The sequence below is a fragment of the Actinomyces bouchesdurhonensis genome, assembly GCF_963540955.1.
Lineage (GTDB): Bacteria > Actinomycetota > Actinomycetes > Actinomycetales > Actinomycetaceae > Pauljensenia > Pauljensenia bouchesdurhonensis.
Window position 1 is genome coordinate 25,758 of sequence record NZ_CAUTSL010000012.1, and the last position, 26,190, is coordinate 51,947.

Genomic DNA, 26,190 nt, shown 5'->3' on the forward strand with positions numbered 1-26,190 from the left:
TCACATGTCAGATAGCCCGGTCCCGTCTGGATCGGCGCGCCCCGCGCGCGCCCTCGACATCATTTCTGTCGCTTTCGTTGCACTGCTGCTCATTTCCAATATCGCCGCAACGAAGGCGTTTATAGTGGGTTCATCCACTCACTATTTGATTTTCGATGGGGGCGCTATCCTCTTCCCTTTGACGTACATCATTGGCGATGTGCTGTCGGAGGTCTACGGTTTTGCCCGTGCGCGGCGGGTCATCATCATGGGATTCGTGGCCTCGTTCCTAGCGTCACTGACCTTCTTCATTGTCCAATATCTGCCTCCGGCACCGGACTACGAGAACCAGGAGGCATTCGCTGCAGTCTTAGGCGTTGTATGGCGCGCGGTCGTTGCCTCGCTTGTTGGCTACCTGGCTGGTCAACTTCTGAACTCTTACGTGCTCGTGTGGATTCGTCGTCGCTGGGGTACCAAGCATTTGTGGGCACGTCTGATCGGTTCGACGATCGTCGGTGAGGCCGCGGATACGATCCTGTTCTGCACGATCCTGTTCTACGGGCAAATGACGCTCGGTAACTTCGTTAACTATACGGTCACCGGCTACTTCTATAAGGTGCTCCTCGAAGTCGTCCTGCTACCGCTGACCTATCCTGTGATTGCCACGATCCGCCGCGTGGAAGGCTTGAAGAACGATGAGGTGTTTGATCGATGAATACTAACTGGCTCTCCTCTCCCTCTCCAGAGCAGATCGCACCCTTCGACACCACGGCCTCGTCTGGGGCGTGCTTCCCCGACAGGGGGTTCGAGGTCGGGGTCCGCCTGGGTGCTGAGCGTGGCCTGGGTCGCACCGGCATCATCCACACAGCGCATGGCACGATCCGTACCCCCGCTTTCATTCCCGTGGGCACGAAGGCAAACGTCAAAGCACTTACTCCCGAGATGGTTCGCAGCCTCGGCGCGCAGGCAGTCCTGGCCAACGCCTATCATCTCTACCTTCAGCCGGGCTCAGGCATTGTCGACGAAGCGGGCGGCTTCGCTTCTTTCATGAACTGGTCGGGACCCACATACACGGATTCGGGCGGTTTCCAGGTTTTGTCCCTGGGTGCGGGCTTCAAAAAGGTTCTTTCGCAGGAGTTTTCTGGCCAGGCCGATCCGAGTGACCCGGCCGTCCAGATGCAGGCAATCAAGGCCTCGAACGCTGTCGTAGATGACGACGGCGTGGTCTTCTCCAGCCACATTGATGGCACGAAGCACCGTTTTAACCCCGAGGTGTCGATGGGTATTCAGCACCAGCTGGGCGCCGACATCATGTTCGCTTTTGACGAGCTCACCTCCCTGTTGCACCCTCGTTCCTACCAGGTTGACTCGCTCGAGCGCACTCATGCGTGGGCCGCGCGATGTTTAGCCGAACACAAGCAGCTGACACAAGCACGTTCAGACAAGCCCTATCAGCAACTGTGGGGTGTCATTCAGGGAGCTCAGTGGGAAGACCTACGCCGCCAGGCAGCCCGCACCATGGCTGACATGGAGGTGGACGGGCAGCGCTTCGACGGCTTCGGCGTCGGCGGAGCGCTCGAGAAGGAGAATCTCGGCACGATCGTCTCGTGGGTGTGCGAAGAGCTGGGCGAGAATCGCCCCCGCCATCTGTTGGGTATCTCCGAACCCGAGGATCTTTTCGCTGGCGTCGCGGCTGGCGCAGACACCTTCGACTGCGTGAACCCGTCGCGCGTGGCACGTAATGCGGCGATCTACACCCCCGACGGCCGGTTCAACATCACGAATGCGCGCTTCAAACGCGACTTCAAACCGCTCGTTGAGGGCTGTGAATGCTACACGTGCACGCACTACACGCGTGCCTACGTGCACCACCTCTTCAAGGCGAAGGAAATCCTGTCCTCGACGCTGGCCACGATCCACAACGAGTGGTTCACGCTGCGCCTCGTGGACGCCATCCGTGCTTCCATTGAGGACGGTTGCTTCGAGGAGTTCCGTTCCGACATGCTTGGCCGCTACCAGGCCGGTCGCCGACCCTGACAGCAAGGAGCACCGATGAGCTTCAACGACAATATTCACTTGGATCCTTCGCGTGTGAGAACGTCGGGGATTGGCCGCAAGGCTGCCGGCGCGGGCGGAGGCTCATTCCTGGCTGTCCTACTGATCGTGGGTTTCTCGTATTTTACTGGGATCGACTTAACGAGCCTGATCTCCTCCCCCACGTCCTCCTCAACCACGTCCGGTTCCTCAGTTGATGTTTCGACGTGTCGCACGGGGGCGGATGCGAATGCTCGCGTCGAGTGTCGCATGGTTGCCACAGCACAGTCCTTGGATGAGGTGTGGAAAGTACAGCTGGCGGAACAGAACACTGGCACTGCCTATGAGCCCCCAGATTTCCAAATCTTCTCGGACTCGGTGTCCACGGCGTGCGGATCCGCGACGAGCACTGTCGGTCCTTTCTACTGTCCCGGCGATTCAACCGTGTACCTTGACATCGGTTTCTTTACCGACATGGTCACCCAGTATGGGGCGTCGGATTCCGTGCTCGCTCAGGAGTACGTGGTTGCCCACGAGTGGGGGCATCACATTCAGAACCTTCAGGGCATCTTCCGCACGTACGACACACGCGAGACGGGCGAGCAAGGTGCGGGCGTACGCTCCGAGTTGCAGGCGGACTGCTATGCGGGTGTCTGGATGCACTGGGCGTCTACGACTCCCGATCCGGCGACGGGCACGCCCTATCTTCAGACGCCGACGACCGAACAGATTGACGGTGCGTTGCGCACGGCTGAGGCTATCGGTGATGACCGCCTGCAAACCAAATACCAGGGCACAACCAACCCCGAGTCGTGGACGCACGGCAGCGCGAACCAGCGCGCAACATGGCTACGCAAGGGCCTGGATTCCGGCGATATTGCGACGTGCGACACCTGGAATGTCCCTCGCGTGTGAGTGTCTTGGCGGGACTCGATACACTTATTGAGGCCGATCACGAGAGGACGTCATGACACGCAGCATCGTTGAACAAGCGCACGACTTCTACGACGCGGTGCCCTACGAGGTACCCGTGCCCGAGACTTCCCTGTACGAGCTCCTCGACACGGCCGCGCGCCTGTACCCCGACCGCGTGGCGTTGGACTATTTCGGGGCCACGACCACCTACGCCCAGGTGCGTGATCAGGTCCTGCGCGCCGCACGTGTCCTTCACGAGGCCGGGGTTCGCGCGGGGGACACAGTTGCGATCGCGCTACCGAACTGTCCGCAGGCTTTCGTAGCATTTTATGCATGCATGCGCATCGGTGCGGTAGCAGCCCAACATAACCCGCTGGCTCCCGCCGCTCAGATCGACGGACAGATCATGCGTCACGGTGGCCGGGTCGCCATTGTGTGGGAAAAGTGTGTAGATGCTTTCCCCCTGGATCGCCTCGATACCGTTTTCACGGTGGACATTTCGTACGGCATGCCGACCTCGCAGCGTTTCCTCCTGAAGCTGCCGGTGCCTCGCGCGCGCCAGATGCGCGCTCAGCTGCGCGGCGCTGTGCCCGCGGCCTGCGTGTCGTGGGACCGAGCCACTGCCTCGGCGCGACCCATCGACGACGATCACCCGCTGCCCTCTCCAGGCGATCGCGCCGTAATCTTGCACACGTCAGGAACGAATGGCGTCCCTAAATCCGCGCCGCTGACACACCGCAACATCGGCGCCAACGTCAACCAGTGCATATTCTGGGTGTGGAAGCTGCACGAGGGGGCCGAGACTTTCTTCTCCCTGCTGCCCTACTTCCACGCTTTTGGCCTCACGTTTTTCCTGTGCGCGGCCGTACGCAAAGCGGCTACCCAGGTGCTCCTCCCCAAGTTCGACGCGCAGATGGCACTCGACGCGCACAAGCGTCGCCCCGTCACATTCTTCGTGGGCGTCCCTCCCATGTTTGAGCGTATCCTTGCCCGGGCGATAACAAGCGGTACTGACATCTCAACGATCCGGTACTCGGTCGCGGGTGCTATGCCGTTGTCCACCACGCTGGCCGAGGAATGGGAAGCAACAACCGGCGGCACAATCGTCGAAGGCTACGGCCTGTCCGAGACCGCGCCCGTTCTCACAGGTGCTCCTCTGTCTGACAAGCGCCGTCACGGCGTGTTAGGCGTTCCTTTCCCCTCCACGCAGCTTCGCCTGGTCTCCCTTGAGGACGACACCCGCGATGTCGAGGACGGCACGCCCGGCGAAATCATCGTGCGCGGACCGCAGGTCTTCGAGGGGTACCTGAACGCGCCCGAGGAGAGCGCACGCGTGTTCACCTCAGAAGGATGGTTCAAAACCGGCGACGTCGGAGTCAACCGCGACGGCTTCATCTCCATGGCTGACCGTAAGAAGGAACTGATTCTCTCGGGCGGCTTCAACGTCTACCCTTCGCAGGTCGAAGACGCGATTCGTTCACTGCCGGGCGTCGCGGACGTCGCTGTCGTGGGCGTGCCCGTCGCCGACGCGACCGAAGAGGTGACCGCAGCCATCATTATGGAGGAGGGGGCACAGCGCCTCACCCTCGAGCAGGTTCGTGAGTGGGCTGAGAAATCCATCGCCCACTACGCCCTCCCCCGCCAGATCGTCTTTATCGCTGAGCTACCGCGCAATCAGATGGGTAAGATTCTGCGCCGCAAGGTCGCCCAGATCGTGCGCGAGAGGATCGGACGCTGAGCCAACCTTAACCGCGCCAACGCCTCGAAAGCTCATCGATGGCCGCGCGCTTGTGGCCAATGGCCTCGCCGAGGGGAATCCGTAGACGCAGACGTTCACGCTGCGAAGTGCCGTGCGCCTTCCACGTCGCACGCAGTTGGTTTTCCTTGCTCTGGAACTCGAACACCCGCTCTATGAGCGCCACCACATCCGGCGTCCGGCAAACGGTTGGATCGGGATAGAAGCCAACAAGACGTGCGACACGCGCCAGGCGAATTCGCGCCATGATGTCCTCGGCCAGTAGCGCCAGCGAGCGCTGATCGAGAGCATCAAATGCTAGCGAGGAAAGGAACCTCTTCCCCTGTTCCGTGCGCCGCCAAGAACCGATACGGCAGTCTGACTCCATGCGATCGATGCGTAGTCCCATCGCCCGCGTACGGCGTGACGTGAGCGCAGCCGACAGACTGACGTCGCCACGGGCGTTCTCCTGGATCAGAACTGATGGATGCGGAAAGCACCCGTGCACAAGAGCGGCACTCGACTCTAACGCCCGCGTACGACCGAGGGATGCGCGCAAGAACAACACTGCATCGACACGACGATCATTCGCCACTGTCGCAGGAATGCAAGTCGTGGACTCCTGTACAACCCCCAGAAGCATCAGGTCTGATACCTTGTCCAATCCGTGTTGCTGCGTACACGTCAGGTTCGCCTCGCGCAGTAGCACGCACGGAGGAATGGGGCGCTCGAAGCGGCGCGCAGCAGGGGGCAAGGCCAGTATCGATTGCCAGTCGAGGGGACTCATTGGAGCACCACAAAGCTCACCAGGGTAAAGTCCCCTTCTGACGATGCTCCCTGGGCAATAACTCCCGGTGTAAACAGTGATTCGAGGGATGTTTCTTCTCCCCGACCGATAGCTGCAGCGACCGCCCTGGTGAGCAGCGCCGAGTATTCGCTCATGTCCTCGCCATCGCGTGTGACGCGATTGAATCGCGCGCACAGGGCAGCAAATGGTTCCTGCTTCCCCTCGCACAGCTGCCTGAGCAGGTCCAGCGAGTGTGTCGGGTGGGACAGCATACGTGCGCATCGCGCATCCTGTGGCACGTAGATGAGACAAGGCGACACAGGTGCACCGCTGGCATCTGCGTTGCTATGACGCTGTTCAAGGCAGAAGATCACACCCGGACTCACCTGATCGCGTAGTTCATCCGGGATCGGCACGACCGCGTGCAGTCCTGTCGCCGCGCTTTCCAGTTTGCCCGGATTCGCGCTCATGTAGCGCTCCAACTCGATTCGGTAGTCGTCCAACGCGAAGTCCGTGATAGAGATTCCTCGCCGCATATCCTCCAAGTCGAGGGTTTCGCTGCGCAGCGCCCGCAACTGATCTGAGCGATACTCCAGGTCGTTCATGTCCTCCGACGGGGTGAGTAGGTTTTCTTCGCCGGAGGCACTCGCATCCCCCAACGCCATGCGTGCCTTGACACGCGACTCAAGCTTGATGTAGGACTCGAGGTCCATGTCCGGCCAGAAGATCACCATCTGGATACGCTCATTCGTCGAACCCAGGCGATCGACACGACCGAAACGCTGAACGATGCGAACCGGGTTCCAGTGAACGTCATAATTGACCACGCAATCGCAGTCCTGCAAGTTCTGCCCCTCAGAGATGCAATCCGTAGCAAAGATGATGTCAATGTCACCTTCACGTTCCGCAAGCGCGGTGGTTTCCTTCGAGCGTGGCGAAAAACGTCCGAGGATACCCTCAAAGCCGCCTCGCGTCTGGTACGTGCCGACAACGCGATTACGTGTTCCCGTCACCTGCGCGCACGTGAGGCCATAAGCCTTTCGTAGACTCGGCGCCAACTGGTCATACAGGTAGGTGACGGTGTCAGCGAAGGCGCTGAAGACAAGTACCTTCTTGTTACCCGTATTGATCTGACCCACTCCGGTTTTCTGTGCGATCAAGCACCGTAAAGCGTCAAGCTTGGCATCCCGATCGGGAGTCACTGCGCTGGCATAACCGATTAGTTCATCGAGGATCTCAATGTCGTGGGTGAGATCAACGGCGAGAGCCTCACGATCCACATCACGCAAGTTCACGCGAATCTTGGCTCCGACCTCAAACATCTCGGCATCCCGATCGTCAAGTCCGTCGTCGAGCCCGTCGATTCCGTATCCCACTACGCCGCGGTCGCCGGAGTCATCGGTTTGGCAGGCATCAAGAGCCGCAAGTCGGCCCAGAATGTCAGCGCAGGACTTACGCACGCGGCTCAGCGTCTGGTGGAAGGCATGGACGGAGGACTCCAAACGCTTGAGCAGGTTAACTCCCATGAGCTGTGCGACCGCATTCGTGCGATGCAGCTCACTGCCAAAGTCGTTGCCGAACCCCTCCTGGTAGTCGGCCTCGTAGACAGCTCTCACATCCTCACGCACGTAGGATAGAAGCTGATACTGGGCGAAGGTCAACTCACCGATCATGTCGTAGAGATCCCCAATAGGAGGCAGCGCATGATCGCGATCAATGGGTTCCTGGACATTACGTGGAGCGAGGCGCGCAGGAAATGTCCCCGTCGCTCTGCCGTAGTATTTCGCTACGTGCTTGCGGCTTCGCGCGATTGTCAGCGCATCGAGGAGCCTGAAATAGTCCGCGTTGACGTACTCGGCAAAGCTCTGCGTCGTGTGTCGTCCATGCGCCTGCGAGCTCCACAGATTGAAGCGCTTTTGCGCCAGGCGCATGACGGCATCGATGGAAGCGATGCCGTCGGTCTTCTCGAGGTAGTCGTCGCGTCCCTCCGTGATGAGTTCGATCTGGTTGCGCAGATCTGTGAGACGGTTGTTGATCGGAGTCGCCGATAGCATGAGGACCTTGGTGCGCCCATTGGCCCGGATCACGTCGTTCATGAGGCGCGTGTAGCGATCCGTGCGTTTCGCGTTCGAACTCTTATTGCGGAAATTGTGGCTCTCATCGATGACAAGCAGATCGAAGGTCCCCCACCGCAGGTGTTCGAGGTCGATGTCTCCGCTCTTACCTCCCCGGCGCGTTAGGTCCGTATGGTTGAGCACCGTGTAGGTTAGGCGATCAGCAGCCAAGGGGTTACGTTCGTCGCCTCCATGCGTCCACAGCATCCAATTTTCCCGCAGGCGCTTCGGGCACAGCACCAGCACATTCTTGTTGAGCTGCTGATAGTACTTGATAACGGCGAGCGCCTCGAAGGTCTTCCCAAGGCCGACGCTGTCGGCGATGATACAGCCGTTATACTTCTCCAGCTTACGAATCGCGCCGATAACGGCGTCCTTCTGAAAATCGTAGAGCTTGCCCCAAATCACCGAGTCGAAAAAACCCGTATCTTCACGCGGATTATGGTCCAGAGCATCCTGAAGGAAATGCCGGAAGATGTGGTAGAGAGTCAAGAAATAGATGAATTCAGGGGCATTGTCCGCGTGAAGTGCCTCCACCTGCGAAGCGACCTGTTCAGTCACGTCGCAGGTCATCGCATCGTTCGCCCACACGTCCTCAAAATGTTTCATGAGGAATGCGACCTGTTCACTGGCCTCATCCCCCGCGCCATGGCTGATCATCGTGAGTGTCTCAGGACGGCGCTCAACTCCTAGCCCTTCGAGGGTGAAGCTGGCTCCAAGCCCCGCAAACAAGTGGGGACTCACACGCGAGCCTTCGATGACGTAACTCGGCTGATACTGGAACATGTGCTCACGCCGCACGGAGCGTAACGTTACCTTCTCGCGGAGCCAGCGCGCGCATGCCCGTGCGAGACCGCGCTGGTTCAGCTTGTTGTGCAGCGTGATTTCCAAGTCCGAATCAGCGAGTGCTTTCTCTCTCTCGCCCTGTTTTCGTCGCGCGATGTCGGGTTCCGGGGCGTCCATACCCCCTCTCATTTCTTGAATAAAAGTCGGCTCATTGAACAAAAAACGCACAGAGTCTACGCGTTCAAGTTCCTCGCGCAGCTCACCAAAGGCGAACAGGCTAAAGTGCGCGCTGATGATCGACAGTTTTGCGTCGTCGTCGAGGCTGGCACGCAGAGAATCCCCCAGGCATCTGCCCTCGGTATTATCGAGTATTTCCACGAGCACGACTCCTCTCCTCCATGCCATACCTCACATTAGGTTACCGGAACAGTACAAGGATGGGAACGCACGACGCCGAAGGCCCCCACAGAGGCGAAAAGGAACTATGTGGCGCACTCACGTACGACAACAAACATGTGTCCCCGGAACCGTGTGGCTCCGGGGACAGCATGCACGAATCACGTCTTAGACGTTAAATCCGATCGCGCGAAGCTGCTCACGTCCGTCCGGAGTAATGCGATCAGGACCCCACGGTGGCATCCACACCCAGTTGATCTGGACCTCGTCGGTGACGCCCGAGAGGATCGAGTGAGCCTGGCGCTCAATGACATCCGTCAGCGGGCAAGCTGCCGACGTCAGCGTCATGTCAAGACGAACCTGATTCTCGGCACCAATGACAACTCCGTACACGAGGCCCAGGTCAACGATGTTGATGCCCAGCTCGGGATCAATGACATCCTTCAGGGCCTCCAAGACGTTCTCAGCGGCCAAGGTCCCCAACTCAACGACGTCAGTGCCATCAATCTGTCGGGTGGGCACGCCAGCATCCACGGCCTCGTTCGAGGCAGGGACAGCGAAACGCTGCTCGACCGGCTCGGACTGAGCCATCGGGTTACTCATAGCTATTCCTTTACTACTCGGCGGTTTCGCCCGCTGCGGAAATATCAATACCGGACTTGGCCATCGCGTCACGCAACGCATACCAACCCAGTAGCGCACACTTGACGCGGTTTGCGAACTGGGAGGTCGACTCCAAGGCGGCCGCGTCACCCAGCTCGTCGAGAATGTCATCGTCGACGCCCAGGTTCCGCGAATGCATCATGACCTCCATGTCCCGATAGAGTCGACTGATCTCCTCGGTGCTCTTACCCTGGGTCAAGTCCGTCATCATAGACAGCGACGCCCTCGAAATCGAGCAGCCGTCACCGTCCCACCGCAGGGAGGCGAGATGGTCACCATCCAGCGTGACACCCAAGGTTACCTCGTCGCCGCACGTCGGATTGACCTGGTGCGAGGACGCATCCTGACCGGAAGGGTCACCCTCCCCATGCTTCTCGCGCGCATGGTCCAAGATCACCTGCTGATACAACTGCTCGAGACTGCCCATAGCTACCTTTCCTCAAAAAACCGACAACCGTCAATGATCCTACCGACCGAAGAAGGCCCGCACCTTCGACAGGCCATCCACCAGACGCTCGATCTCCTCCGGTGTGGTGGTCGGAGCCACCGATGCTCGTGCCGAAGACCGGACCTGGAAAAACGAGTGCAGCGGGATCGCACAGTGATGCCCAACGCGCACGGCGACATCCACGGAGTCCATGAACTGGCCAACATCATGCGGATGCACGCCGTCGACGGCGAAAGCCACGACGCCGATGCGGGCCACGTCCGTGTTGGGTCCCAACACCGTGATGCCCTCGATCGAGGAGATGCCCTCCAGCATGAGGCGCGTGAGTGCGTGCTCGTGGGCCTCGACGCGGGTCATGTCGAGTGCCGACATGTACCGCAGCGCCTCGGACCACGCGACGATCTGCGCGACCGGCTGGGAGCCGGCCTCGAAGCGTTCGGGCGGCGCCATGAACGTAGAGGACTCCATGGTGACCCACTCGATCATGGAGCCGCCGGTCAGGACGGGGGGCATCGCCTCCAGGAGCGAGCGCCGCCCCCACAGGGCGCCCGCGCCCGTTGGGCCGAGCATCTTATGGGAAGAGAACACCGCGAAGTCCACGTCGAGGGCGGACAGGTCGAGGGACATGTGAGAGCTCGACTGGCAGGTGTCCAGCAGGATGAGCGCTCCCACCGCGCGAGCGGCGGCCGTGATCTCGGGGACCGGCGAGACGGCGCCGGTCACGTTGGAGACGTGTGTGAAGGCGACGAGCCTCGTGTTCGGGGTGATGACCGATAAGGTGTCAAGGTCGATGCGCCCGTCGGGGGTCAGGTCGAGCCAGGCGAGCTCGGCCCCCGTGCGCTGGCACAGCTGCTGCCACGGAACGATGTTCGCGTGGTGCTCGGCCCGCGTGCACACGATGCGGTCGCCGCGCCCCACGCGCATGGGCGCGGCCTGCGCACCGCCCAAGCCCTGGGACGCGTTGCCCATCGACAGGGCGACCAGGTTGATGGCCTCGGTGGCGTTTTTCGTCCACACGATCTCGTCCGGGCGCGCGCCCACGAACGAGGCCAGGGTGCCCCTCGCGCTTTCGAAGGCGTCGGTCGCCTCATCGCCCAGCAGGTGCGTGCCCCTGTGGACCGCACCGTTGGACCGTCGGTAGAAGTCAGCCTCGACACTGATGACGGCCTCGGGCTTTTGCGAGGTCGCCGACGCGTCGAGGTACGCGATGGGCGCGCCGCCGCGCCCGACGCGGCCCAGAATCGGGAAGTCCGATCGGATCGCGTCGAGCTCAGCGGCGGTGAAATCCGTGGGCACGGGTATCAGAGTCCCAGATACTTGTCGTAGCCGTTTTCCTCGAGCGCGTCGGCCAGCTCGGGGCCGCCCTGGGCGGCGACGTGGCCATCAACGAACACGTGGACGTGGCTCGGCTTGATGTAGCGCAGGATACGGGTGTAGTGCGTGATGAGCATGACGCCGCAGCCCGTCTGGCCGTGGACGCGGTTGACGCCCTCGGAGACGATGCGCAGCGCGTCGACGTCGAGGCCGGAATCCGTCTCATCAAGGACGGCAAAGGAAGGCTTCAGAAGCTCCATCTGGAGGATTTCCAGGCGCTTCTTCTCACCGCCGGAGAAGCCAACGTTGACGTCTCGCTCAGCAAAGTCGGGGTCCATGCGCAGGTTTTCCATGGACGTCTTCATCTCCTTAACCCACGAGCGCAGAGCGGGAGCCTGACCATCGATGGCGGTCTTGGCGGTGCGCAAGAAGTTAGAGACAGACACGCCTGCGACCTCGACGGGGTACTGCATGGCTAGGAAAAGACCGGCCTTGGCGCGCTCGTCGACGCTCATCTCGGTGATGAGCTGGTCGTCGAGCCACGCTTCACCCGACGTGATCTCGTAGGCGGGGTGACCGGCCAGCGCGTAGGCCATGGTGGACTTGCCGGAACCGTTAGGACCCATGATGGCGTGGATTTCGCCAGAGTTGATCGTAAGGTTGACGCCTTTGAGGATCTCCTTGGGACCCTCGGCAGTCTCGACCGAAACGTGCAGATCCTTAATACGCAGAGTGGACATGTGTATTCCTTACAGCTCAGTTGTTACGGGACTTGGCCAGCTCGGCCTCGACGGTTGCCATGAGGTGATCGACCACCTCGGGGACGCCAATCTGGTTGATTAGCTCAGCGAAGAAGCCACGCACAACCAAGCGGCGTGCCTCATACTCGGGGACGCCACGACTCATCAGGTAGAAGAGCTGCTCGTCGTCGAAGCGACCGGTGGCAGACGCGTGGCCCGCACCCTCAATTTCGCCGTTTTCGATCTCAAGGTTAGGCACAGAGTCGGCTTTGGCTCCCTCGGTCAGCACGAGGTTACGATTCAGCTCGTAGGTATCCGTGCCGTCGGCGGCCTCGCGGATCAGGCAATCGCCGATCCACACCGAGTGCGCATCCTTGCCCTGCAGAGCACCCTTGTAGGTCACGCGCGAGAAGCACTTAGGCTGCGAATGGTCAACGAAGACTCGGTGCTCCAGATGCTGTCCGCCGTCCACGAAATAGATGCCCAGCATGGTTAGCTCGGCGCCGGGGCCGCGGAAGTCTGTGTCCGCGCACAGACGCACGAGGTCGCCACCAAACGTTACAACGATGTGCGTGAGCTTCGAGTCGCGGCCCAGCGCGAGACGTTGGTTCGACGCATGCAGGGTCGTATCATCCCATTCTTGAAGCGACACGACAGTCAGATCAGCGCTGTCGCCCGTCTCGACCTCGACGCTCTGGTTGAGCGCAGCATTGGCGGAACCAGTATGGGAGAGAATGACGGTTGCCTTAGCGAAGGCACCCGCACGTATCACGATGTGCTGGGCGCGGGTACCCTCAATATCCGCCACGTTGATACGCACCGGGGCGTCAAGCTCGGCCTCGGCCGGGATCTCGATGACGGTGGCCTGCTCGAAGCCGTTCCACGCCACGACGGCCGTGCGGTCGCCGGGAGCCAGGACGGTACCCAAGCGTTTATCATCGCGCGCGACAGCTTCGACGGTGACCGGGGTAGGAGCTTCGACGGTCACCGGCGCGTCGCCCGCGTCATAGTTGGCGGGATCGAAGATGCGCTCGATACGACGCATCGGCGTAAAGCGCCAATCCTCTTCGCGTCCGTGCGGCACAGCGATGTCAGTCAACTCGAAGGACGTCGGGCGATCGGCGCGCGAGGGGTTCGCTTTCTCGGGTCCGCCCCCATGGGAGTGGGCCTTGTTCATGGTGTCGACAATAGTGTTGGGGGTCGTCATCAGCCGACGGATCCTTCCATCTGCAGTTCAATGAGGCGATTAAGCTCGAGGGCATACTCCATGGGCAGCTCCTTGGCGATGGGTTCGACGAAGCCGCGCACGATCGTCGCCATGGCCTCGTTCTCATCCAGGCCTCGACTCATGAGGTAGAAGAGTTGATCGGCACTCACCTTGGTAACAGTCGCCTCATGCCCCATTTCGACGTCGTCGGTGCGTACGTCCACGTAAGGGTAGGTGTCGGTCCGCGAGATCTTGTCCACCAGCAGAGCATCGCACAGCACGTTCGACTTGGAGTGGCGGGCGCGCGCGTTGATCTGGACGAGGCCACGGTAGGAGGTGCGACCGCCGCCGCGTGAGACGGACTTCGACACGATGGAAGACGAGGTGTAGGGCGCCATATGCACCATCTTGGCTCCCGTGTCCTGCTGCTGGCCGGGACCAGCAAAGCCGATGGACAGGGTCTCGCCGCGGGCGTGTTCGCCCATCAGGAAGCAGGCGGGGTACTTCATGGTGATCGCGGCACCCATGTTGCCGTCGACCCATTCCATGGTTCCGCCTTCTTCGACGATGGCACGCTGAGTCACCAGGTTGAGAACGTTCGTCGACCAGTTCTGAATGGTCGTGTAACGCACACGCGCGTCCTTCTTCACGAAGATCTCGATGACACCGGAGTGCAGCGAGTTCTCGTCGTAAATCGGGGCGGTGCAGCCCTCCACGTAGTGCACGTAGGAGCCCTCGTCAGCGATGATGAGCGTGCGCTCGAACTGCCCCATCGCCGAGGTATTAATACGGAAGTAGGCCTGTAGCGGAATGGTCACGTGCACGCCCTTGGGAACGTACACGAACGAGCCACCGGACCAGGCGGCAGTGTTCAACGCGGAGAACTTATTGTCGCCCGCGGGCACACACTTGCCGAAGTACTCCTCAAAGATCTCGGGGTATTCGCGCAGGCCCGTGTCTGTGTCGGTAAAGATGACGCCCTGACGCTCCAGGTCCTCCTGGATCTGCTGGTAGACAACCTCGGACTCGTACTGCGCGGCAACACCAGAAACCAGGCGGGCCTTCTCAGCCTCGGGAATACCCAGGCGATCGTAGGTGTCGCGGATTTCGTCGGGCAGGTCATCCCAGTCGTTGACCTGGCGATCTGTGGGACGTACGTAGTACTTGAAGGCATCAAAGTCCACGTGGGACAGATCCGGCCCCCACGCTGGCATGGGCTTGCGCTCGAAGAGCTCCAGCGCCTTCAGGCGACGATCCCGCATCCACTGCGGCTCATCCTTAACGTCCGAGATAAAACGGACGATCTCTTCGTTAATCCCGGTGGGAACATCCTTCGAATAGTCGTCAGAATCATGCCAACCGTATTCGTAACCGCCGATTGACTCAATGATCTCATCATCGGTCATACGACGGTCGTCAGCGCCCGAGGCGGGTGCCTGCGTCATAGTTGTATCAACCTCTCGTTCTTACCTGTGTGCTACTTGCGTCGCACATTCCTCGCGCCGGGGCGGATGATCGGCATACCCACCGGAATGTGGGTGGTACACACGTGCCCCCCGCCTGCAAGCGTGGAAAGTCTCTGAACGTGCACGTCGAGCAGTTTGCCAAAGGCTACTGTCTCTGCATCGCACAGCTGGGGGAAGTCTCCCGCAACGTTCTGTATCGGACAGTGCCCTTGGCACAGCTGAACAGCCAACGTGCCTCCACCGATGTCACGAACGGTCGCGGCATAGCCGTCTTGCGTGAGCGCGTCGGCGAGCGCCTGGGCACGGACCCGCGGGTCGGAACCGGCGTCCCGGATGATGGGCGCGTAGCGGCGCTCGATTTCGCGTGAGCGCGCGGCCGCAAAGGACTCGACGGCCGCTTCTCCTCCCACCTGTCCCAGGTACCCGAGAGCCTTGGATGCCAGGTCAGAGTATCCGTCTGCAAGATGGATGTGTGCGCGTTCGGTGGCCACGTAATGCCGCGCGGGACGTCCCCGGCCCCGTTTAGAGGGCATACCAGGCTCGTGCTCAGCGATCTCCATGGATTCCAACAGGAGCGTGATGTGACGACGAACGGCTGCAGTCGTCAGGCCCAGGACCTTGGCGATCGACGAGGCCGTGACCGGTCCTTTTTCGACAATGAGATCGAGCACCTGTTGACGGGTTGTGGCATCTCCTTCTTCGGCCACCTGTCCTCCGCTCCGACGCGCATCCCGCGCGACAATCCGTGCTTTTCTCTGGGAAGAAGTCTACGCTAATTTGAATAGATAGGCGTTACGAAAAGCTCGTCAGAGTGTTACACGACCCACACGTCGAGGGACTTATGACCTATTACCTGACAATCAATGAAGCCACGGCGCACCCGGAGCACGCAGCCCTTCCCAACCACGGCCTCGCGCAGCGTGCGCAGCCATGATACCGATGACGGTCGAGGGATTATGAAGGCGACCGGCGAGCACCCACTCCATCGCGTCAGAGAGCGACACCCATGCGTACTCCATGGTGGCTTCCTCGTCCTCACGCTCAAAGGTCGTACCCGTGGGCGCGAGGTCTCGAGCCAGGAAGACGCGAATAGGCTCCGTCGAGCCACCCGGAGAAGTAAAAAAGTCGACGAGCACGTCCCAGCACCCAGCCTTCAGATCAGTCTCCTCCGCGAGTTCTCGCTCAGCCGCGACCAGGGGGTCCTCTCCCGGAATGTCCAACAGCCCAGCGGGAATCTCCCACAGCGACGCACGTACCGGGTGACGATACTGGCGCTCAAGCAGAACTTCCTCACAACCGACCTCCCCTCGCATAGCAACCACCGCCACAGCCCCAGGGTGGCGCGTGTACTGGCGAACAACCGGCTGCTCCCCCTCGACCACCACGACACGATCCTCCACCATGTCGACGATGCGACCGCTCCACTCGATAGAGCTGTCAACAACCGTGTGAAGCGTGTGGCGGTCCTCGATACCGCTCGCTTGTCCACTCGACAGGATATGCATCCCCATCCTCATTCCTTCTTATCTGCGCGCGACGAGTAACGACCCACGTGACGCTTCAGCGCAGCCTCAATCAACCCAGCAAACAAGGGATGAGGCCGCGTGGGACGGCTCTTGAATTCTGGATGCGCCTGCGTGCCAACATAGTAAGGGTGAAGCGCGCCGTCCAGCTCAACGAATTCCACGAGCGACCCGTCCGGAGAGGTACCACAGATCATGAGTCCCGCTTCTTCGAGACGCTCACGATACACATTGTTGACTTCGTAACGATGACGATGGCGCTCACTGACCGTGGTTGTCCCGTACGCACGAGCAACGACCGAGCCGTCACGCAGCGTCGCAGGATACGCTCCCAAGCGCATCGTCCCACCCAAATCACCCTCGCCGTCAACGAACTCACGCTGGTTCGCCATCGTATGGATGACAGGTTCAGAGGTTTCCGGATCCATTTCGGTCGATGAAGCATCGGGTAATCCAGCGAGGTTGCGCGCCGCCTCAATCACCATGCACTGCAAACCCAGGCACAGACCAAGAGTCGGCACGCGGTGCTCCCGCGCCCACCGCAGCGCACCCAGCTTGCCCTCGATGCCACGAATCCCGAACCCACCGGGAACAACGATTGCATCGACGCCCGACAGCTCACGCGCCGCCCCTGCAGGCGTCTCACACGTATCTGCAGCGACCCAACGAATATCGACGCGCGCATTGTTTGCAAAGCCGCCATGTTTGATGGCTTCCGACACCGACAGGTAGGCATCATGTAAGTCGATGTACTTACCGACAAGTGCGACCTCAACGCGATGCTTAGGTGAATGGACGCGCTCCAGGAGTCCCTTCCATTCCTTCCAATCAACATCGCGGAAGGAAAGACCAAGACGCTGAACAAGGTAGGCGTCAAGCCCCTCACGATGCAGCGTCGGCGGAACTTCATAGATTGAGGAAACGTCCGCGCACTCGATGACAGCATCCCGCTCGACGTCACACATGAGGGCGACCTTCGCTTTAATCCCCTCAGGCAGCGCACGATCAGTGCGAAGAACCAGCGCATCCGGCGCAATTCCGATCGAACGCAGCGCGCTCACCGAGTGCTGCGTTGGCTTTGTCTTGAGTTCACCGGCGGCAGGCAGGAAAGGAATAAGAGAGACATGCACGAAAGCAACATTGCTGCGCCCCAGATCGTGTCGGACCTGGCGAGCGGCCTCCAGGAAAGGTTGCGATTCAATGTCGCCGACGGTCCCGCCGATTTCCGTAATGATCACGTCCGGACGTCGCCCAGACTGATCGGGCTCAGCCTGACGACGCATAACACGCTTGATTTCATCGGTGATGTGAGGAATCACCTGCACCGTATCCCCGAGATACTCTCCCCGGCGTTCCTTAGCGATCACCGTCGAATAAACTTGGCCCGTCGTCGCATTAGCCGCACCCGACAGATTCACATCGAGAAAGCGCTCGTAGTGTCCGATATCCAAATCGGTTTCCGCGCCATCCTCTGTGACAAAAACCTCACCGTGCTGGAAGGGGTTCATCGTACCCGGGTCCACGTTGATGTACGGATCCAGCTTCTGCATGACAACATGAAGGCCTCTCGAGCGTAGCAGCCGTCCCAGGCTGGAAGCCGTTAAACCCTTCCCCAGTGACGATACAACACCGCCGGTCACGAAAATATGCTTGGTCATAGAATGATCTGCGCGCACCGCGCGCATCGACGTGTTCACCATGGAACTTCAGCTTAACACTGCACACAGACCTCGGCCCCGCCGATCAGGGACGATGCGACGAGGCCGACGAAGAAAAACGCGCAACCGCGGCTTTTACTTAAGCGTCGGAAGAACGGATTGTGCACCATTTCCCACGCCGTAGGCGTGAGCACCAGCGCTCTTCTGAGACAGGGCGAGCGCCGTGCTGACGCACGCGAGCGTCGTACCGACCGAATCGACAGTCGTCACCTGCGTTGCAGAGCTACGAACCTTCGAAATCATAGCGTCGCGTGACGACGCATCGCCCACGAGAACACCGGAAGTAGACCCCACCGCCAAGGCAAGACCGCTCCACGCGTCGGGACTCGGACTCACAGACGTATCCGTGGTGCCCGTCTGAGCGCGCGGACCGACCGCAACAAGTGTGGTCGCCGTGCCGGCAGGATCCTCATCAATCGTCATCAAAGGCGTCGACTTATCGGTGAGAATCTGACGCAACAGGTCCGTTTCCGAACCAGTTGATGTCAGGACCTGGACGATGGAGTAGCCCACCACACCGTCGGCACTAGCCGTCTTCGCGGCACCCGACTCGAGGTGGGACGCGAGCGTCGTCGATAGTGTCGTGCGGTACTGGCTCATCGACGTCGACTGCCAGTTCTCGCTCAGCGTCACCCGCCCAACGATCGATGCGCCCGCGTCAGTCAGCGTTGAGCGAATCGCAGCCACGTCGTCATCCGATGCACCGGGCATGACGACGAGAGCAATCTGAGAGCCGGTGAGCGACCCTGACAGAGTCGACGCAGCCAGAGCCTTCAAACCAGCGGCTTCGGCGTCGGCCTGAGCAACCAGCTGCGGGTCCGAGGACACCTGCGACGACGACGGATTGACTCCAGCGTTAATCGTCCGCTGAAGCGGTCCTGCTCCCAGGACAACACCAACGGCCAAGGCAATAAAGATCCCGATGATCGAGACAACGTGGTAGCGGAAGTTAATCATTGGGCTCCTCCAACAGCGTGCGTGAGCGACGAGAATAAAGACGTCACGGGGTACAGCAGGTCATTGCCCCACGGAGTCGACCACAGGGCCACCCCCATCAGGGCAAGCGCGACGAGCGCGAGCAAAACGAGCGTCCACCCGCGCGGGCGAGGGCGGAACGTAGCGGCCACAGCGTCTGCGCCAATAAGACGCGAACCGCAAGCCAGACGCGAGAAAAAAGAAGGAGCGACCAGCGCGCGACCGGCATCAACAAGCTCCGCCTCACCGTAGGACACGCCCACAGTGATAACGGCAGAAGCCGACGAATGGGCCGCCACAACCATCGCGGCATCGAGCGACGTCCCAGCCATCGACACGGTCTCGTAGACGATGCCCATGCGGTCGAGACGCTCCGCTCCAGGTGCAAGCCCATCACTGCCAACACGGACGATAAAAGAACGCGCCTGCCGGATCGCTTTCTCACTCATGAGGTCAGCGTCACCCACGACGGCATCAAGACTGAGGCGCGCTTTGAGCGCGATGTCCGCACCCGCGTCAACTGCGACAACGAAAGGCGCAGCCTCGGAGCGCCAACGAGCAAGAGCGTGCAGGGCCGCAGCAGCATCGGATGAACCTGTCACGAGCAGGACCGGGCGAGAACCGAGACCCGGAAGGGAAGGCACCCCCTCGCCGCGTAGAACCGTCGCCCCATCCTGAGCCAGATAGTCTTCGATTGCGCCCTCGAAACCGGCAAACAACGGAGTCGAATCCGCGATTGCAATATCCAGGTCCGCGGCCGAGACCCGCGTTCCTGTAGCGAGCACGGTACCGTCCAGGAGAACCTTGCCCCCCGTGACTGTAACTTCCTGCCCTTCACGCAGGGACATGATGTCCTGTCCGAGATCATCCACGAGGGGAATGTCGGCATCGAGAATGAGCTTGGGACCCATCGCGGCCACGCGGCCCGTCAACGAGGGCTGCGCATTAAGAACTGCGGCGGGTCGCGCCGCAACGAGCGCAGCAGCGCTCTCTTTGTCGAGGTCTGCGACGTTAATAACGGCGATTTCACCGTGCTCCAAGCGTGTTGCCAGATGCGTGGGGCGGTCGTCGATGCGGATCCGCCCCGTCCGGGCTTGTGCGGTCTTTGAATGTGTGTCACTCATCCCTGCGATTGTGACACGGCGGAGGCCAAGACCTGCGAAGCGTGGCGGCGCGCCGCCTGCGAGTGCGGATCCCCACCCATCATTCGGGTGAGTTCCGCCTCGCGCTGCGCCCCCGTCACCTCTCTGACGCTCGTTGTGCCGTCGTGTTTCTCGATGACGAGGTGTTGGTCCCCGAAGGCGGCGACCTGCGCCAGGTGGGTGACGACGATGACCTGCCGGCTGGCAGCGAGCCTCTTGAGCCTCGCCCCCACCTCGGTCGCCGTCTGACCGCCAATTCCGGCGTCGATCTCGTCGAAAATAAAGGTGGAGGAGGCCTCGGTGCGCCCCAGCATGAGCTCGAGGGCGAGCATGACGCGGGACAACTCGCCGCCGGAGGCTCCCTGACCAAGCGGGCGCGCGGGGGCGTGCGGATGAGGCTGGAGCCGGAAAACGACCGTTTCGCATCCGTGAGAGCTTGGCTTCGTTGCCTCCAGGTCGATGTGAAGAGTCGCGTCGGGCATCGACAGGGCGTGCAGCTCGTCGTTGACTCCGGCCGCGAGCTTGCGGGCCAGGCGGGCACGGGCCTTCGTCAGGCGCGCGCCGACGTCAAGAACGCGGCTCTGCGCCTGCGCGAGCTCGCGCTCGACCACCGCTGGATCCGAGGCCGGGGCCGACAGCTCCTCCACGCGCCCGCGCGCCTTGTGGGCCCACGCCAGCAGGGACTCGATGTCGCCAGCGCGCCCGCGGAGCGCGTCCTTGATCGCCGCGCGACGGGCGTGGATCTGGGCCAGACGCTCGGGATCGGCGTCGAGGCGTGAGAGGTAGGCGGACACGTCGTCGGCCAGCGCGTCCAGCTCGAGGGCCTGGCTGCGAGCGCGAGCGGCAAACTCCGCCACGGCCTCGTCGAAACGAGAAGCGTCGTCCAGCTGCGCGTAGGCGCCGCGCGCGGACTCGACGGCCCCCGCGTAGTCGCCACGATCGTCGCCCGTGAGGTAACCGAGAGAGACCCCCATGAGCGCACGCAGATCCTCAACGTTCGTCAAGCGAGACGCCTCGCGGATCAGCTCTTCTTCCTCGCCGGGCTGCGGGTTCAACGCGTCGATCTGGGCGAGGGCACCGCGCAGGTCCTCGAGCTCCTCCGCGCGATCGTTCGCATCCCCACGCAGCGCGTCGAGTCGGTGCTTCGTGTCGACCGCCTCGCGAAAGGCCGCGCGATACTCCTCCAGCAGCGCGGCGTGAGCGGCCCCGCCGAACTGGTCGAGTGCGCTGCGTTGGGCGGCCTCGCCGGTCAGGCGAATCTGATCCGACTGCCCGTGGATCGTGACCATCGACCCGACGATCTCGGACAACACTGACGCGGGAACGGGCCGCGACCCCAGGTGCGCGCGCGACCTGCCGGCAGCGCGGACGGAGCGGCCAACGATGAGTTCGCCCCCCTCGACGACGCCCCCGGCCTCCTCAACGCGAGAAGCGACGTCATCGCCGACAGAAAAGATACCGTCCACCGACAATCGATCGGCGCCGCTTCGCACGAGCGCCGCGTCCGCCCTGGCCCCCAGCAGGAGCTGCAGGCTCGACAGAACCATCGTCTTGCCTGCACCCGTTTCACCCGTCACCACGACCAGGCCGCCGCCAAAATCGACGTGCGCCGACGCGATCACGCCCAGGTTGGCAATATCGAGAGACTCAATCACCGTGGGCCGTCCCTCCACCCGCGCACAGGAAGATTAAATTTGCGTACGAGACGCGCCGAAAACGGCGTATCGTCCACGCGCACCAGTTGCACCGGTGCCGATCCCACGCGCGCACGAACCACTGCCCCTGCGGGAACCGTCATCCGGCGCAAACCATCGCACCACATCTCAGGGGCCGTCCACATATCATCCAACACGATGATCTCCACGCAGGCGGAGGGACCCACCACGAGCGGGCGAGTAAACAGGCCATGCGCGGCCAGCGGAGCGACGACAATCGCCTCCGTATCCGGCCAGACGACGGGACCGCCCGCTGAAAACGAATACGCAGTTGATCCCGTCGGCGTCGACAAGATCATGCCATCTGCCCCATATGTCGAGACCTCCTGACCGTCGACCACGAGCGCAAAATGCACCGGGTGCGCGACATCCGTATGCATAATGACGGCCTCGTTCAGGGCCCAATCAGAAGCCTTCGACCCGTCGGAACGCTCCATCGTCACGTCCAGGGTCATGCGGCGCTCAACAGTGACATCTCCCTCAGCGATCTTGCGTGCGAGGTCGCCGACGCCGGTCGTCCCAAGCTCGGTTAGAAACCCCATATGCCCCGCGTTGATACCAAGCAGAGGAACCCCCAGCGCACGCGCGCTTGAGGCCGCCACGAGGAAAGTGCCGTCGCCGCCGATCGATACAACCATGTCAATGTCGCGGCTCGACGCGTCCTCGACGACAGCGATTCCTCGTTCTGCCAACGCCTGTGTAAGCGCCACCGCACTGGTGACGGCGTTCACTCGATGACGGTGACGCACCATGAGCACACGGGTCATAACGATCCTCCAGCGGGTCCTTGGGCGACTGCTCGGCGAATGTAGTCCGTCAGTTCGCGCGGATCAATAGGATCGGGGTACGCGCGACGCATGTAAAGAAAATACTCAACGTTACCGGCCGGACCCGGCAGCGGGGACGCCTCGATCGCAGCAATGTCAAGTCCCAGATCGATCGCGCATCTGGCAACATTGCCGACCGTTTCGACGTGGTGCTCGGGATTACGAACCACTCCCCCGTGTCCGAGGCGCTCCTTGCCGATCTCAAATTGAGGCTTGACCATGAGCAGGAAGTCGGCGTCGGGAGCAGCCGCTGCAACCAGCGCGGGCAGGACGAGAGTCAGCGAAATAAAGGACATATCGCCCACGACGAGGCCGGGGGCGGGCGCCACCGAGGCGGGATCCAGCGTGCGCACGTTGGTCCGATCGTGGACCTCTACACGCGGATCTGACTGAAGCTTCCATGCGAGCTGACCGTAGCCAACGTCGACAGCGACGACGGAGGCTGCACCCCTCCTCAGTAGGACATCTGTGAAGCCACCCGTCGATGCACCAGCATCCAGGACTCGGCGCCCCTCAATGAGGGGAGCCTTGTCACCGAGCGCGTCAAGGGCGCCAGCAAGCTTGTACGCGCCACGCGACACGTACTCAGGATCATCGCAGGGGGCAACAACAATCGCCTGCGCAGGGTCCATTTGTCGCGCAGCCTTCAGGACAACCTGTCCGTCAAGTTTGACGCGGCCCTCCTCAATCATCTGCACAGCGTCCGAGCGCGACTTCGCCAGGCCTCGACGCACGAGTTCGGAGTCGATCCTTCTCAGCTTCACGTGTCTGCCCTCCCGTCCTCTCGCGATCCGACACCCACACGCGGAACTGGCGCACCCGGGGGCACGTCGGCCGACAGTGCCCGCCGCAGGTCGGCTTCGATCGCCGTGAGCGTCGAGATTTGCATCTGCGCGCCAAGCTCATCGAAACCGACCAGGCGGGCCGCCGTCTGTTCACTCAGGGCCATCAGGCCTCGTCATCCATGTCGGCCGTCGACTCCAGGAGCGCCTCGAGTTCCTCCTCACCGGGCAGGAAGGCGGGGGTGTCCTCGCCGGGCTCGGGCAGCGCGTCAGCGTCGGCTCCCTCGACGAACTCGTCATCCGCGTCGGCAACCGGTTCCGGGGCGGTCACGATGCCGGACGGGTCGTCGTTCTCAACGACCGTAATTTCGGGGCACGTCACCGGGTTTCCGGAGCCGTCGGCCCATTCCCACGCCGCCGCGGCGAGCGCGCGGTAGGAGTCGATAGAGATCGTGACCGCGTCAGTCAGCTCGATGTCGTCAAGGGTCAGCACACCCGCGCGCGTCACCTTGGCCACCTGGGACAGGCCGCAGGTCCACGTTCCATCGCGGTGGTGCTTGGGCGCCGGGTGCGACTCAAGCAGACCACGCATGTCGATCGCGAGGTAAGCGGGACGCTGGCCGCGCGGGGCGCGCAGGACTTCGCGGGCACGGTGAACGCCGGTCAAGACGTGCATGGCGGGCACGCCGGCGGCGACGGCACCCATGATGTCGGTCTCGAGGCGATCGCCCACAGCCACGGGGTTCGTTGCGCCGACGAGCTCGCTCGCGCGGCGGTAGATTCCGGGCTCTGGTTTGCCTCCCGCGGTGGGACGCTTGCGGGTGGCGTGCTGGATCGCGCGCACGAGCGAGCCGTTGCCCAGGGCCTGGCCGCGCTCAACGGGCAGGGTCGCGTCGAGGTTGGAGGCGTAGAAGGCTGCACCGCGTTCGATGGCGAACGCTCCCTCGGACAGGAGGGTCCAGTTGACCTCCTTATCGAGGCCCTGGACGACGGCGGCGGGCTCATCGTCGGCGCTGTCGACCAGCTCGAAGCCCCGCTCCTCGAGGGCGAGGCGCAGGCCCGGGCCGCCGAGCACGAAGACCTTGGCGCCCTCTTCGAGTTCTTCCGCCATGATCGCGGCGATGTCCATCGCCGAGGTCATGACCATGTCCGGGGTCGCCTCGAAGTCCATGCCGTTGAGCTTGTCTGCGACCTGCTGCGGCGTGCGCATCGCGTTGTTCGTCACGAACGCGGAGGCCATGCCCATCGTTCGAGCCTCGATGACGGAGGAGGCCGCATGTTCGATGCGCTCATCGCCGGACCAGGCGGTGCCATCCAGATCGAGCAGGGCACAGTCGAACTCCTCAGCCAACGCGGTTTCCGAGCCGCGCAGCGGCGAGCGCTTGTTGTCGACGTCAGCATCCTGGTACAGGGCAACGTCGATGATGTCGGTATCTTCCACTTCTTCGGGCATCGAGGCGATGACCTCCTCGGCTTCCTCGGTGCGACCGAGCTCGGTCAGGCGCTCAGCCTTGACCGCCATGAGACGGCGGCGCAGCTCGTCCTCAGCGGAGGCAGGAAGCGCGGCCAAAGCGTCATCAACGATCACGAGGCCGACGTCGGACTGGCCGAGGTCAGCGCGGGCGCCAGAGGAAACGAGCACGAGCTCGACCTGCTCGGCGAGATCCAGAGACGAGGAGTCGGTCGCATCGATGATCTCCACGGCCTTCTCGGGGTGGCCGAGCCCGCGCTCAGCGTCCGCTTCCACGGCACGCAGCGACTCGTCACCGCGCATGCGGCGAACGGCGCGAACCTCACGCAGGGCTTCCTCGTAGCGGCCCGACGCGTAGGCGGTCAAGGCCGCGGCCTCACGGACCACGTCGACGCGTCCGGCGCGGCTAACCGCAGCCTGCGCATGCTGGTAGGCGGCCTCGGGGTCGAGGTCGATAAGCTGACCGGCCATGACGAGGTGGCGTGCGACGATGTCGCGGTTGGGGCCCGACAGGGTGGTCAGGGCGCGCGCGGCGTCAGCGTCGAGTTCCTGGGCGCTCACGCCAGCAGGAATAGTCGGCTCGTTGCCGTTGGGGGACACGTATTCCTCAGTCGAGGAGTAGTTCTGGTAGTTCGCGTCCTTGCGGCGATCGTTGCCGCGAGGACCGCGACTGTCGCGACGATCGTCGCGGAAGCCGCCACGGCGGTCGTCACGACGCTGATACCCACCACGCCCACGATCCTCGCGACGGAACCCTCCGCGCTCACCGCGGTCGTCGAAGCCACCTCTGCGGTCATCGCGACGCTGGTAGCCGCCGCGGTCATAACCGCCATGTCGATCATCGCGACCGCCAAACTCACGACGATCACCATCACGACGCTGGAAACCGCGGTCCCCCTCACGACGCTGATAGCCACCACGTCGATCATCACGACGCTGGTAACCCCCACGCTCACCGCGAGCATCGTCGCGGCCGCCGAAGTCACGACGTTCCCCATCACGACGCTGGTAGTCGCGGTCTGCTCCGCGGTCATAACCACCGCGACGATCATCACGACCACCAAACTCACGACGATCACCATCACGACGCTGGAAACCGCGGTCCCCCTCACGACGCTGATAGCCACCACGTCGATCATCACGACGCTGGTAACCCCCACGCTCACCGCGAGCATCGTCGCGGCCGCCGAAGTCACGACGTTCCCCATCACGACGCTGGTAGTCGCGGTCTGCTCCGCGGTCATAACCACCGCGACGATCATCACGACGCTGGTAACCCCCACGCTCACCGCGCTCACGCCACTGAGGCTGACGCTTCGAGTAGTCACCACGGCCGAATCCGCCGCGTCTTTGAGTCTCTTCTGCCATGGTGCTAAACCTCTATTCCTGCGCTCGCTCGCGCTCTTGTCTGTGGTGCGCACGAAGCGCGTTCAACTACCCAATGTTAGACGAC

Annotated in this window: 23 protein-coding genes; 4 read left to right on the forward strand and 19 right to left on the reverse strand. The window is 62.1% G+C overall.

Going from position 1 to position 26,190, the window contains the following annotated elements:
- Window positions 1–4: 4 nt before the first annotated feature.
- Genes RYL44_RS03440 through RYL44_RS03455 form a run of 4 tightly spaced genes read left to right on the forward strand, consistent with a single transcriptional unit; the run spans window position 5 to window position 4,666 of the window.
- Window positions 5–694, forward strand: a complete 690-nt coding sequence (locus RYL44_RS03440) for a queuosine precursor transporter (protein WP_314975100.1) — start codon at window positions 5–7, stop codon at window positions 692–694.
- Window positions 691–2,016, forward strand: coding sequence for a tRNA guanosine(34) transglycosylase Tgt (gene tgt / locus RYL44_RS03445; RefSeq protein WP_073983249.1), 1,326 nt, complete (start codon window positions 691–693; stop codon window positions 2,014–2,016). The genes RYL44_RS03440 and tgt overlap by 4 nt, the downstream gene beginning before the upstream one ends.
- 15 nt (window positions 2,017–2,031) lie before the next feature.
- The gene (gene ypfJ / locus RYL44_RS03450; protein WP_314975101.1) at window positions 2,032–2,928 is read left to right on the forward strand and encodes a KPN_02809 family neutral zinc metallopeptidase; all 897 of its coding nucleotides are present in this window, start codon (window positions 2,032–2,034) and stop codon (window positions 2,926–2,928) included.
- Between the two features lie 52 nt (window positions 2,929–2,980).
- Window positions 2,981–4,666: an AMP-binding protein gene (locus RYL44_RS03455; protein WP_314975102.1), complete on the forward strand. Its 1,686-nt coding sequence runs from the start codon at window positions 2,981–2,983 to the stop codon at window positions 4,664–4,666.
- Between the two features lie 7 nt (window positions 4,667–4,673).
- Here RYL44_RS03455 and RYL44_RS03460 read toward each other — a convergent pair whose 3' ends face one another.
- The 19 genes from RYL44_RS03460 to RYL44_RS03550 all read right to left on the reverse strand — a co-directional run bounded on the left by RYL44_RS03460 (window position 4,674) and on the right by RYL44_RS03550 (window position 26,035).
- Window positions 4,674–5,450 (reverse strand): DUF4391 domain-containing protein, encoded by a 777-nt coding sequence (locus RYL44_RS03460; RefSeq protein WP_314975103.1) that lies wholly within the window; start codon window positions 5,448–5,450, stop codon window positions 4,674–4,676.
- Window positions 5,447–8,728, reverse strand: a complete 3,282-nt coding sequence (locus RYL44_RS03465) for a helicase-related protein (protein WP_314975104.1) — start codon at window positions 8,726–8,728, stop codon at window positions 5,447–5,449. Before RYL44_RS03465 ends, RYL44_RS03460 begins: the two co-directional genes overlap by 4 nt.
- 186 nt (window positions 8,729–8,914) lie before the next feature.
- Window positions 8,915–9,349: a metal-sulfur cluster assembly factor gene (locus RYL44_RS03470; RefSeq protein ID WP_073983245.1), complete on the reverse strand. Its 435-nt coding sequence runs from the start codon at window positions 9,347–9,349 to the stop codon at window positions 8,915–8,917.
- Window positions 9,350–9,362: 13 nt separating this feature from the next.
- Window positions 9,363–9,836 (reverse strand): Fe-S cluster assembly sulfur transfer protein SufU, encoded by a 474-nt coding sequence (sufU, locus tag RYL44_RS03475; protein ID WP_073983244.1) that lies wholly within the window; start codon window positions 9,834–9,836, stop codon window positions 9,363–9,365.
- A gap of 39 nt (window positions 9,837–9,875) precedes the next feature.
- Window positions 9,876–11,153: a SufS family cysteine desulfurase gene (locus RYL44_RS03480; RefSeq protein WP_314975105.1), complete on the reverse strand. Its 1,278-nt coding sequence runs from the start codon at window positions 11,151–11,153 to the stop codon at window positions 9,876–9,878.
- A gap of 5 nt (window positions 11,154–11,158) precedes the next feature.
- Window positions 11,159–11,911, reverse strand: a complete 753-nt coding sequence (sufC, locus tag RYL44_RS03485; protein ID WP_314975106.1) for a Fe-S cluster assembly ATPase SufC — start codon at window positions 11,909–11,911, stop codon at window positions 11,159–11,161.
- Window positions 11,912–11,927: 16 nt separating this feature from the next.
- Window positions 11,928–13,118: a Fe-S cluster assembly protein SufD gene (gene sufD / locus RYL44_RS03490; protein WP_314805682.1), complete on the reverse strand. Its 1,191-nt coding sequence runs from the start codon at window positions 13,116–13,118 to the stop codon at window positions 11,928–11,930.
- Complete coding sequence (gene sufB / locus RYL44_RS03495; RefSeq protein WP_276738648.1) at window positions 13,118–14,563, reverse strand: Fe-S cluster assembly protein SufB; 1,446 nt, start codon at window positions 14,561–14,563, stop codon at window positions 13,118–13,120. Before sufB ends, sufD begins: the two co-directional genes overlap by 1 nt.
- Before the next feature lie 32 nt (window positions 14,564–14,595).
- A complete protein-coding gene (locus RYL44_RS03500; protein ID WP_073983239.1) occupies window positions 14,596–15,291 on the reverse strand; it encodes a helix-turn-helix transcriptional regulator in 696 nt (231 codons plus the stop codon).
- Between the two features lie 153 nt (window positions 15,292–15,444).
- Window positions 15,445–16,089: an NUDIX domain-containing protein gene (locus tag RYL44_RS03505; protein ID WP_073983548.1), complete on the reverse strand. Its 645-nt coding sequence runs from the start codon at window positions 16,087–16,089 to the stop codon at window positions 15,445–15,447.
- A gap of 8 nt (window positions 16,090–16,097) precedes the next feature.
- Window positions 16,098–17,807: a CTP synthase gene (locus tag RYL44_RS03510; RefSeq protein WP_390883777.1), complete on the reverse strand. Its 1,710-nt coding sequence runs from the start codon at window positions 17,805–17,807 to the stop codon at window positions 16,098–16,100.
- 93 nt (window positions 17,808–17,900) lie between these two features.
- Window positions 17,901–18,782, reverse strand: coding sequence for a copper transporter (locus RYL44_RS03515; protein ID WP_314975107.1), 882 nt, complete (start codon window positions 18,780–18,782; stop codon window positions 17,901–17,903).
- Entirely contained in the window at window positions 18,779–19,924 is a 1,146-nt protein-coding gene (steA, locus tag RYL44_RS03520; RefSeq protein ID WP_276738654.1) for a putative cytokinetic ring protein SteA, read from the reverse strand. The genes RYL44_RS03515 and steA overlap by 4 nt, the downstream gene beginning before the upstream one ends.
- Complete coding sequence (recN, locus tag RYL44_RS03525) at window positions 19,921–21,597, reverse strand: DNA repair protein RecN (protein WP_314975108.1); 1,677 nt, start codon at window positions 21,595–21,597, stop codon at window positions 19,921–19,923. Before recN ends, steA begins: the two co-directional genes overlap by 4 nt.
- Complete coding sequence (locus RYL44_RS03530) at window positions 21,594–22,424, reverse strand: NAD(+)/NADH kinase (RefSeq protein ID WP_073983236.1); 831 nt, start codon at window positions 22,422–22,424, stop codon at window positions 21,594–21,596. The genes recN and RYL44_RS03530 overlap by 4 nt, the downstream gene beginning before the upstream one ends.
- Window positions 22,421–23,248 (reverse strand): TlyA family RNA methyltransferase, encoded by an 828-nt coding sequence (locus tag RYL44_RS03535; RefSeq protein WP_314975109.1) that lies wholly within the window; start codon window positions 23,246–23,248, stop codon window positions 22,421–22,423. Before RYL44_RS03535 ends, RYL44_RS03530 begins: the two co-directional genes overlap by 4 nt.
- Window positions 23,245–23,433: a dUTP diphosphatase gene (locus tag RYL44_RS03540; protein ID WP_276738658.1), complete on the reverse strand. Its 189-nt coding sequence runs from the start codon at window positions 23,431–23,433 to the stop codon at window positions 23,245–23,247. Before RYL44_RS03540 ends, RYL44_RS03535 begins: the two co-directional genes overlap by 4 nt.
- A complete protein-coding gene (locus RYL44_RS03545) occupies window positions 23,433–25,337 on the reverse strand; it encodes an HAD-IIA family hydrolase (RefSeq protein ID WP_314975110.1) in 1,905 nt (634 codons plus the stop codon). Before RYL44_RS03545 ends, RYL44_RS03540 begins: the two co-directional genes overlap by 1 nt.
- A complete protein-coding gene (locus tag RYL44_RS03550) occupies window positions 25,295–26,035 on the reverse strand; it encodes a hypothetical protein (protein WP_314975111.1) in 741 nt (246 codons plus the stop codon). The genes RYL44_RS03545 and RYL44_RS03550 overlap by 43 nt, the downstream gene beginning before the upstream one ends.
- Window positions 26,036–26,190: the final 155 nt, after the last annotated feature.

Coding starts and splice junctions, on each gene's coding strand:
- RYL44_RS03440 (WP_314975100.1), top strand. CDS start 5: ATGTCAGATAGCCCGGTCCCGTCTGGATCGGCGCGCCCCGCGCGCGCC.
- tgt (WP_073983249.1), top strand. CDS start 691: ATGAATACTAACTGGCTCTCCTCTCCCTCTCCAGAGCAGATCGCACCC.
- ypfJ (WP_314975101.1), top strand. CDS start 2,032: ATGAGCTTCAACGACAATATTCACTTGGATCCTTCGCGTGTGAGAACG.
- RYL44_RS03455 (WP_314975102.1), top strand. CDS start 2,981: ATGACACGCAGCATCGTTGAACAAGCGCACGACTTCTACGACGCGGTG.
- RYL44_RS03460 (WP_314975103.1), bottom strand. CDS start 5,450: ATGAGTCCCCTCGACTGGCAATCGATACTGGCCTTGCCCCCTGCTGCG.
- RYL44_RS03470 (WP_073983245.1), bottom strand. CDS start 9,349: ATGAGTAACCCGATGGCTCAGTCCGAGCCGGTCGAGCAGCGTTTCGCT.
- sufU (WP_073983244.1), bottom strand. CDS start 9,836: ATGGGCAGTCTCGAGCAGTTGTATCAGCAGGTGATCTTGGACCATGCG.
- sufC (WP_314975106.1), bottom strand. CDS start 11,911: ATGTCCACTCTGCGTATTAAGGATCTGCACGTTTCGGTCGAGACTGCC.
- sufD (WP_314805682.1), bottom strand. CDS start 13,118: ATGACGACCCCCAACACTATTGTCGACACCATGAACAAGGCCCACTCC.
- sufB (WP_276738648.1), bottom strand. CDS start 14,563: ATGACGCAGGCACCCGCCTCGGGCGCTGACGACCGTCGTATGACCGAT.
- RYL44_RS03505 (WP_073983548.1), bottom strand. CDS start 16,089: ATGCATATCCTGTCGAGTGGACAAGCGAGCGGTATCGAGGACCGCCAC.
- RYL44_RS03510 (WP_390883777.1), bottom strand. CDS start 17,807: ATGGTGAACACGTCGATGCGCGCGGTGCGCGCAGATCATTCTATGACC.
- RYL44_RS03515 (WP_314975107.1), bottom strand. CDS start 18,782: ATGATTAACTTCCGCTACCACGTTGTCTCGATCATCGGGATCTTTATT.
- steA (WP_276738654.1), bottom strand. CDS start 19,924: ATGAGTGACACACATTCAAAGACCGCACAAGCCCGGACGGGGCGGATC.
- RYL44_RS03530 (WP_073983236.1), bottom strand. CDS start 22,424: ATGACCCGTGTGCTCATGGTGCGTCACCGTCATCGAGTGAACGCCGTC.
- RYL44_RS03540 (WP_276738658.1), bottom strand. CDS start 23,433: ATGGCCCTGAGTGAACAGACGGCGGCCCGCCTGGTCGGTTTCGATGAG.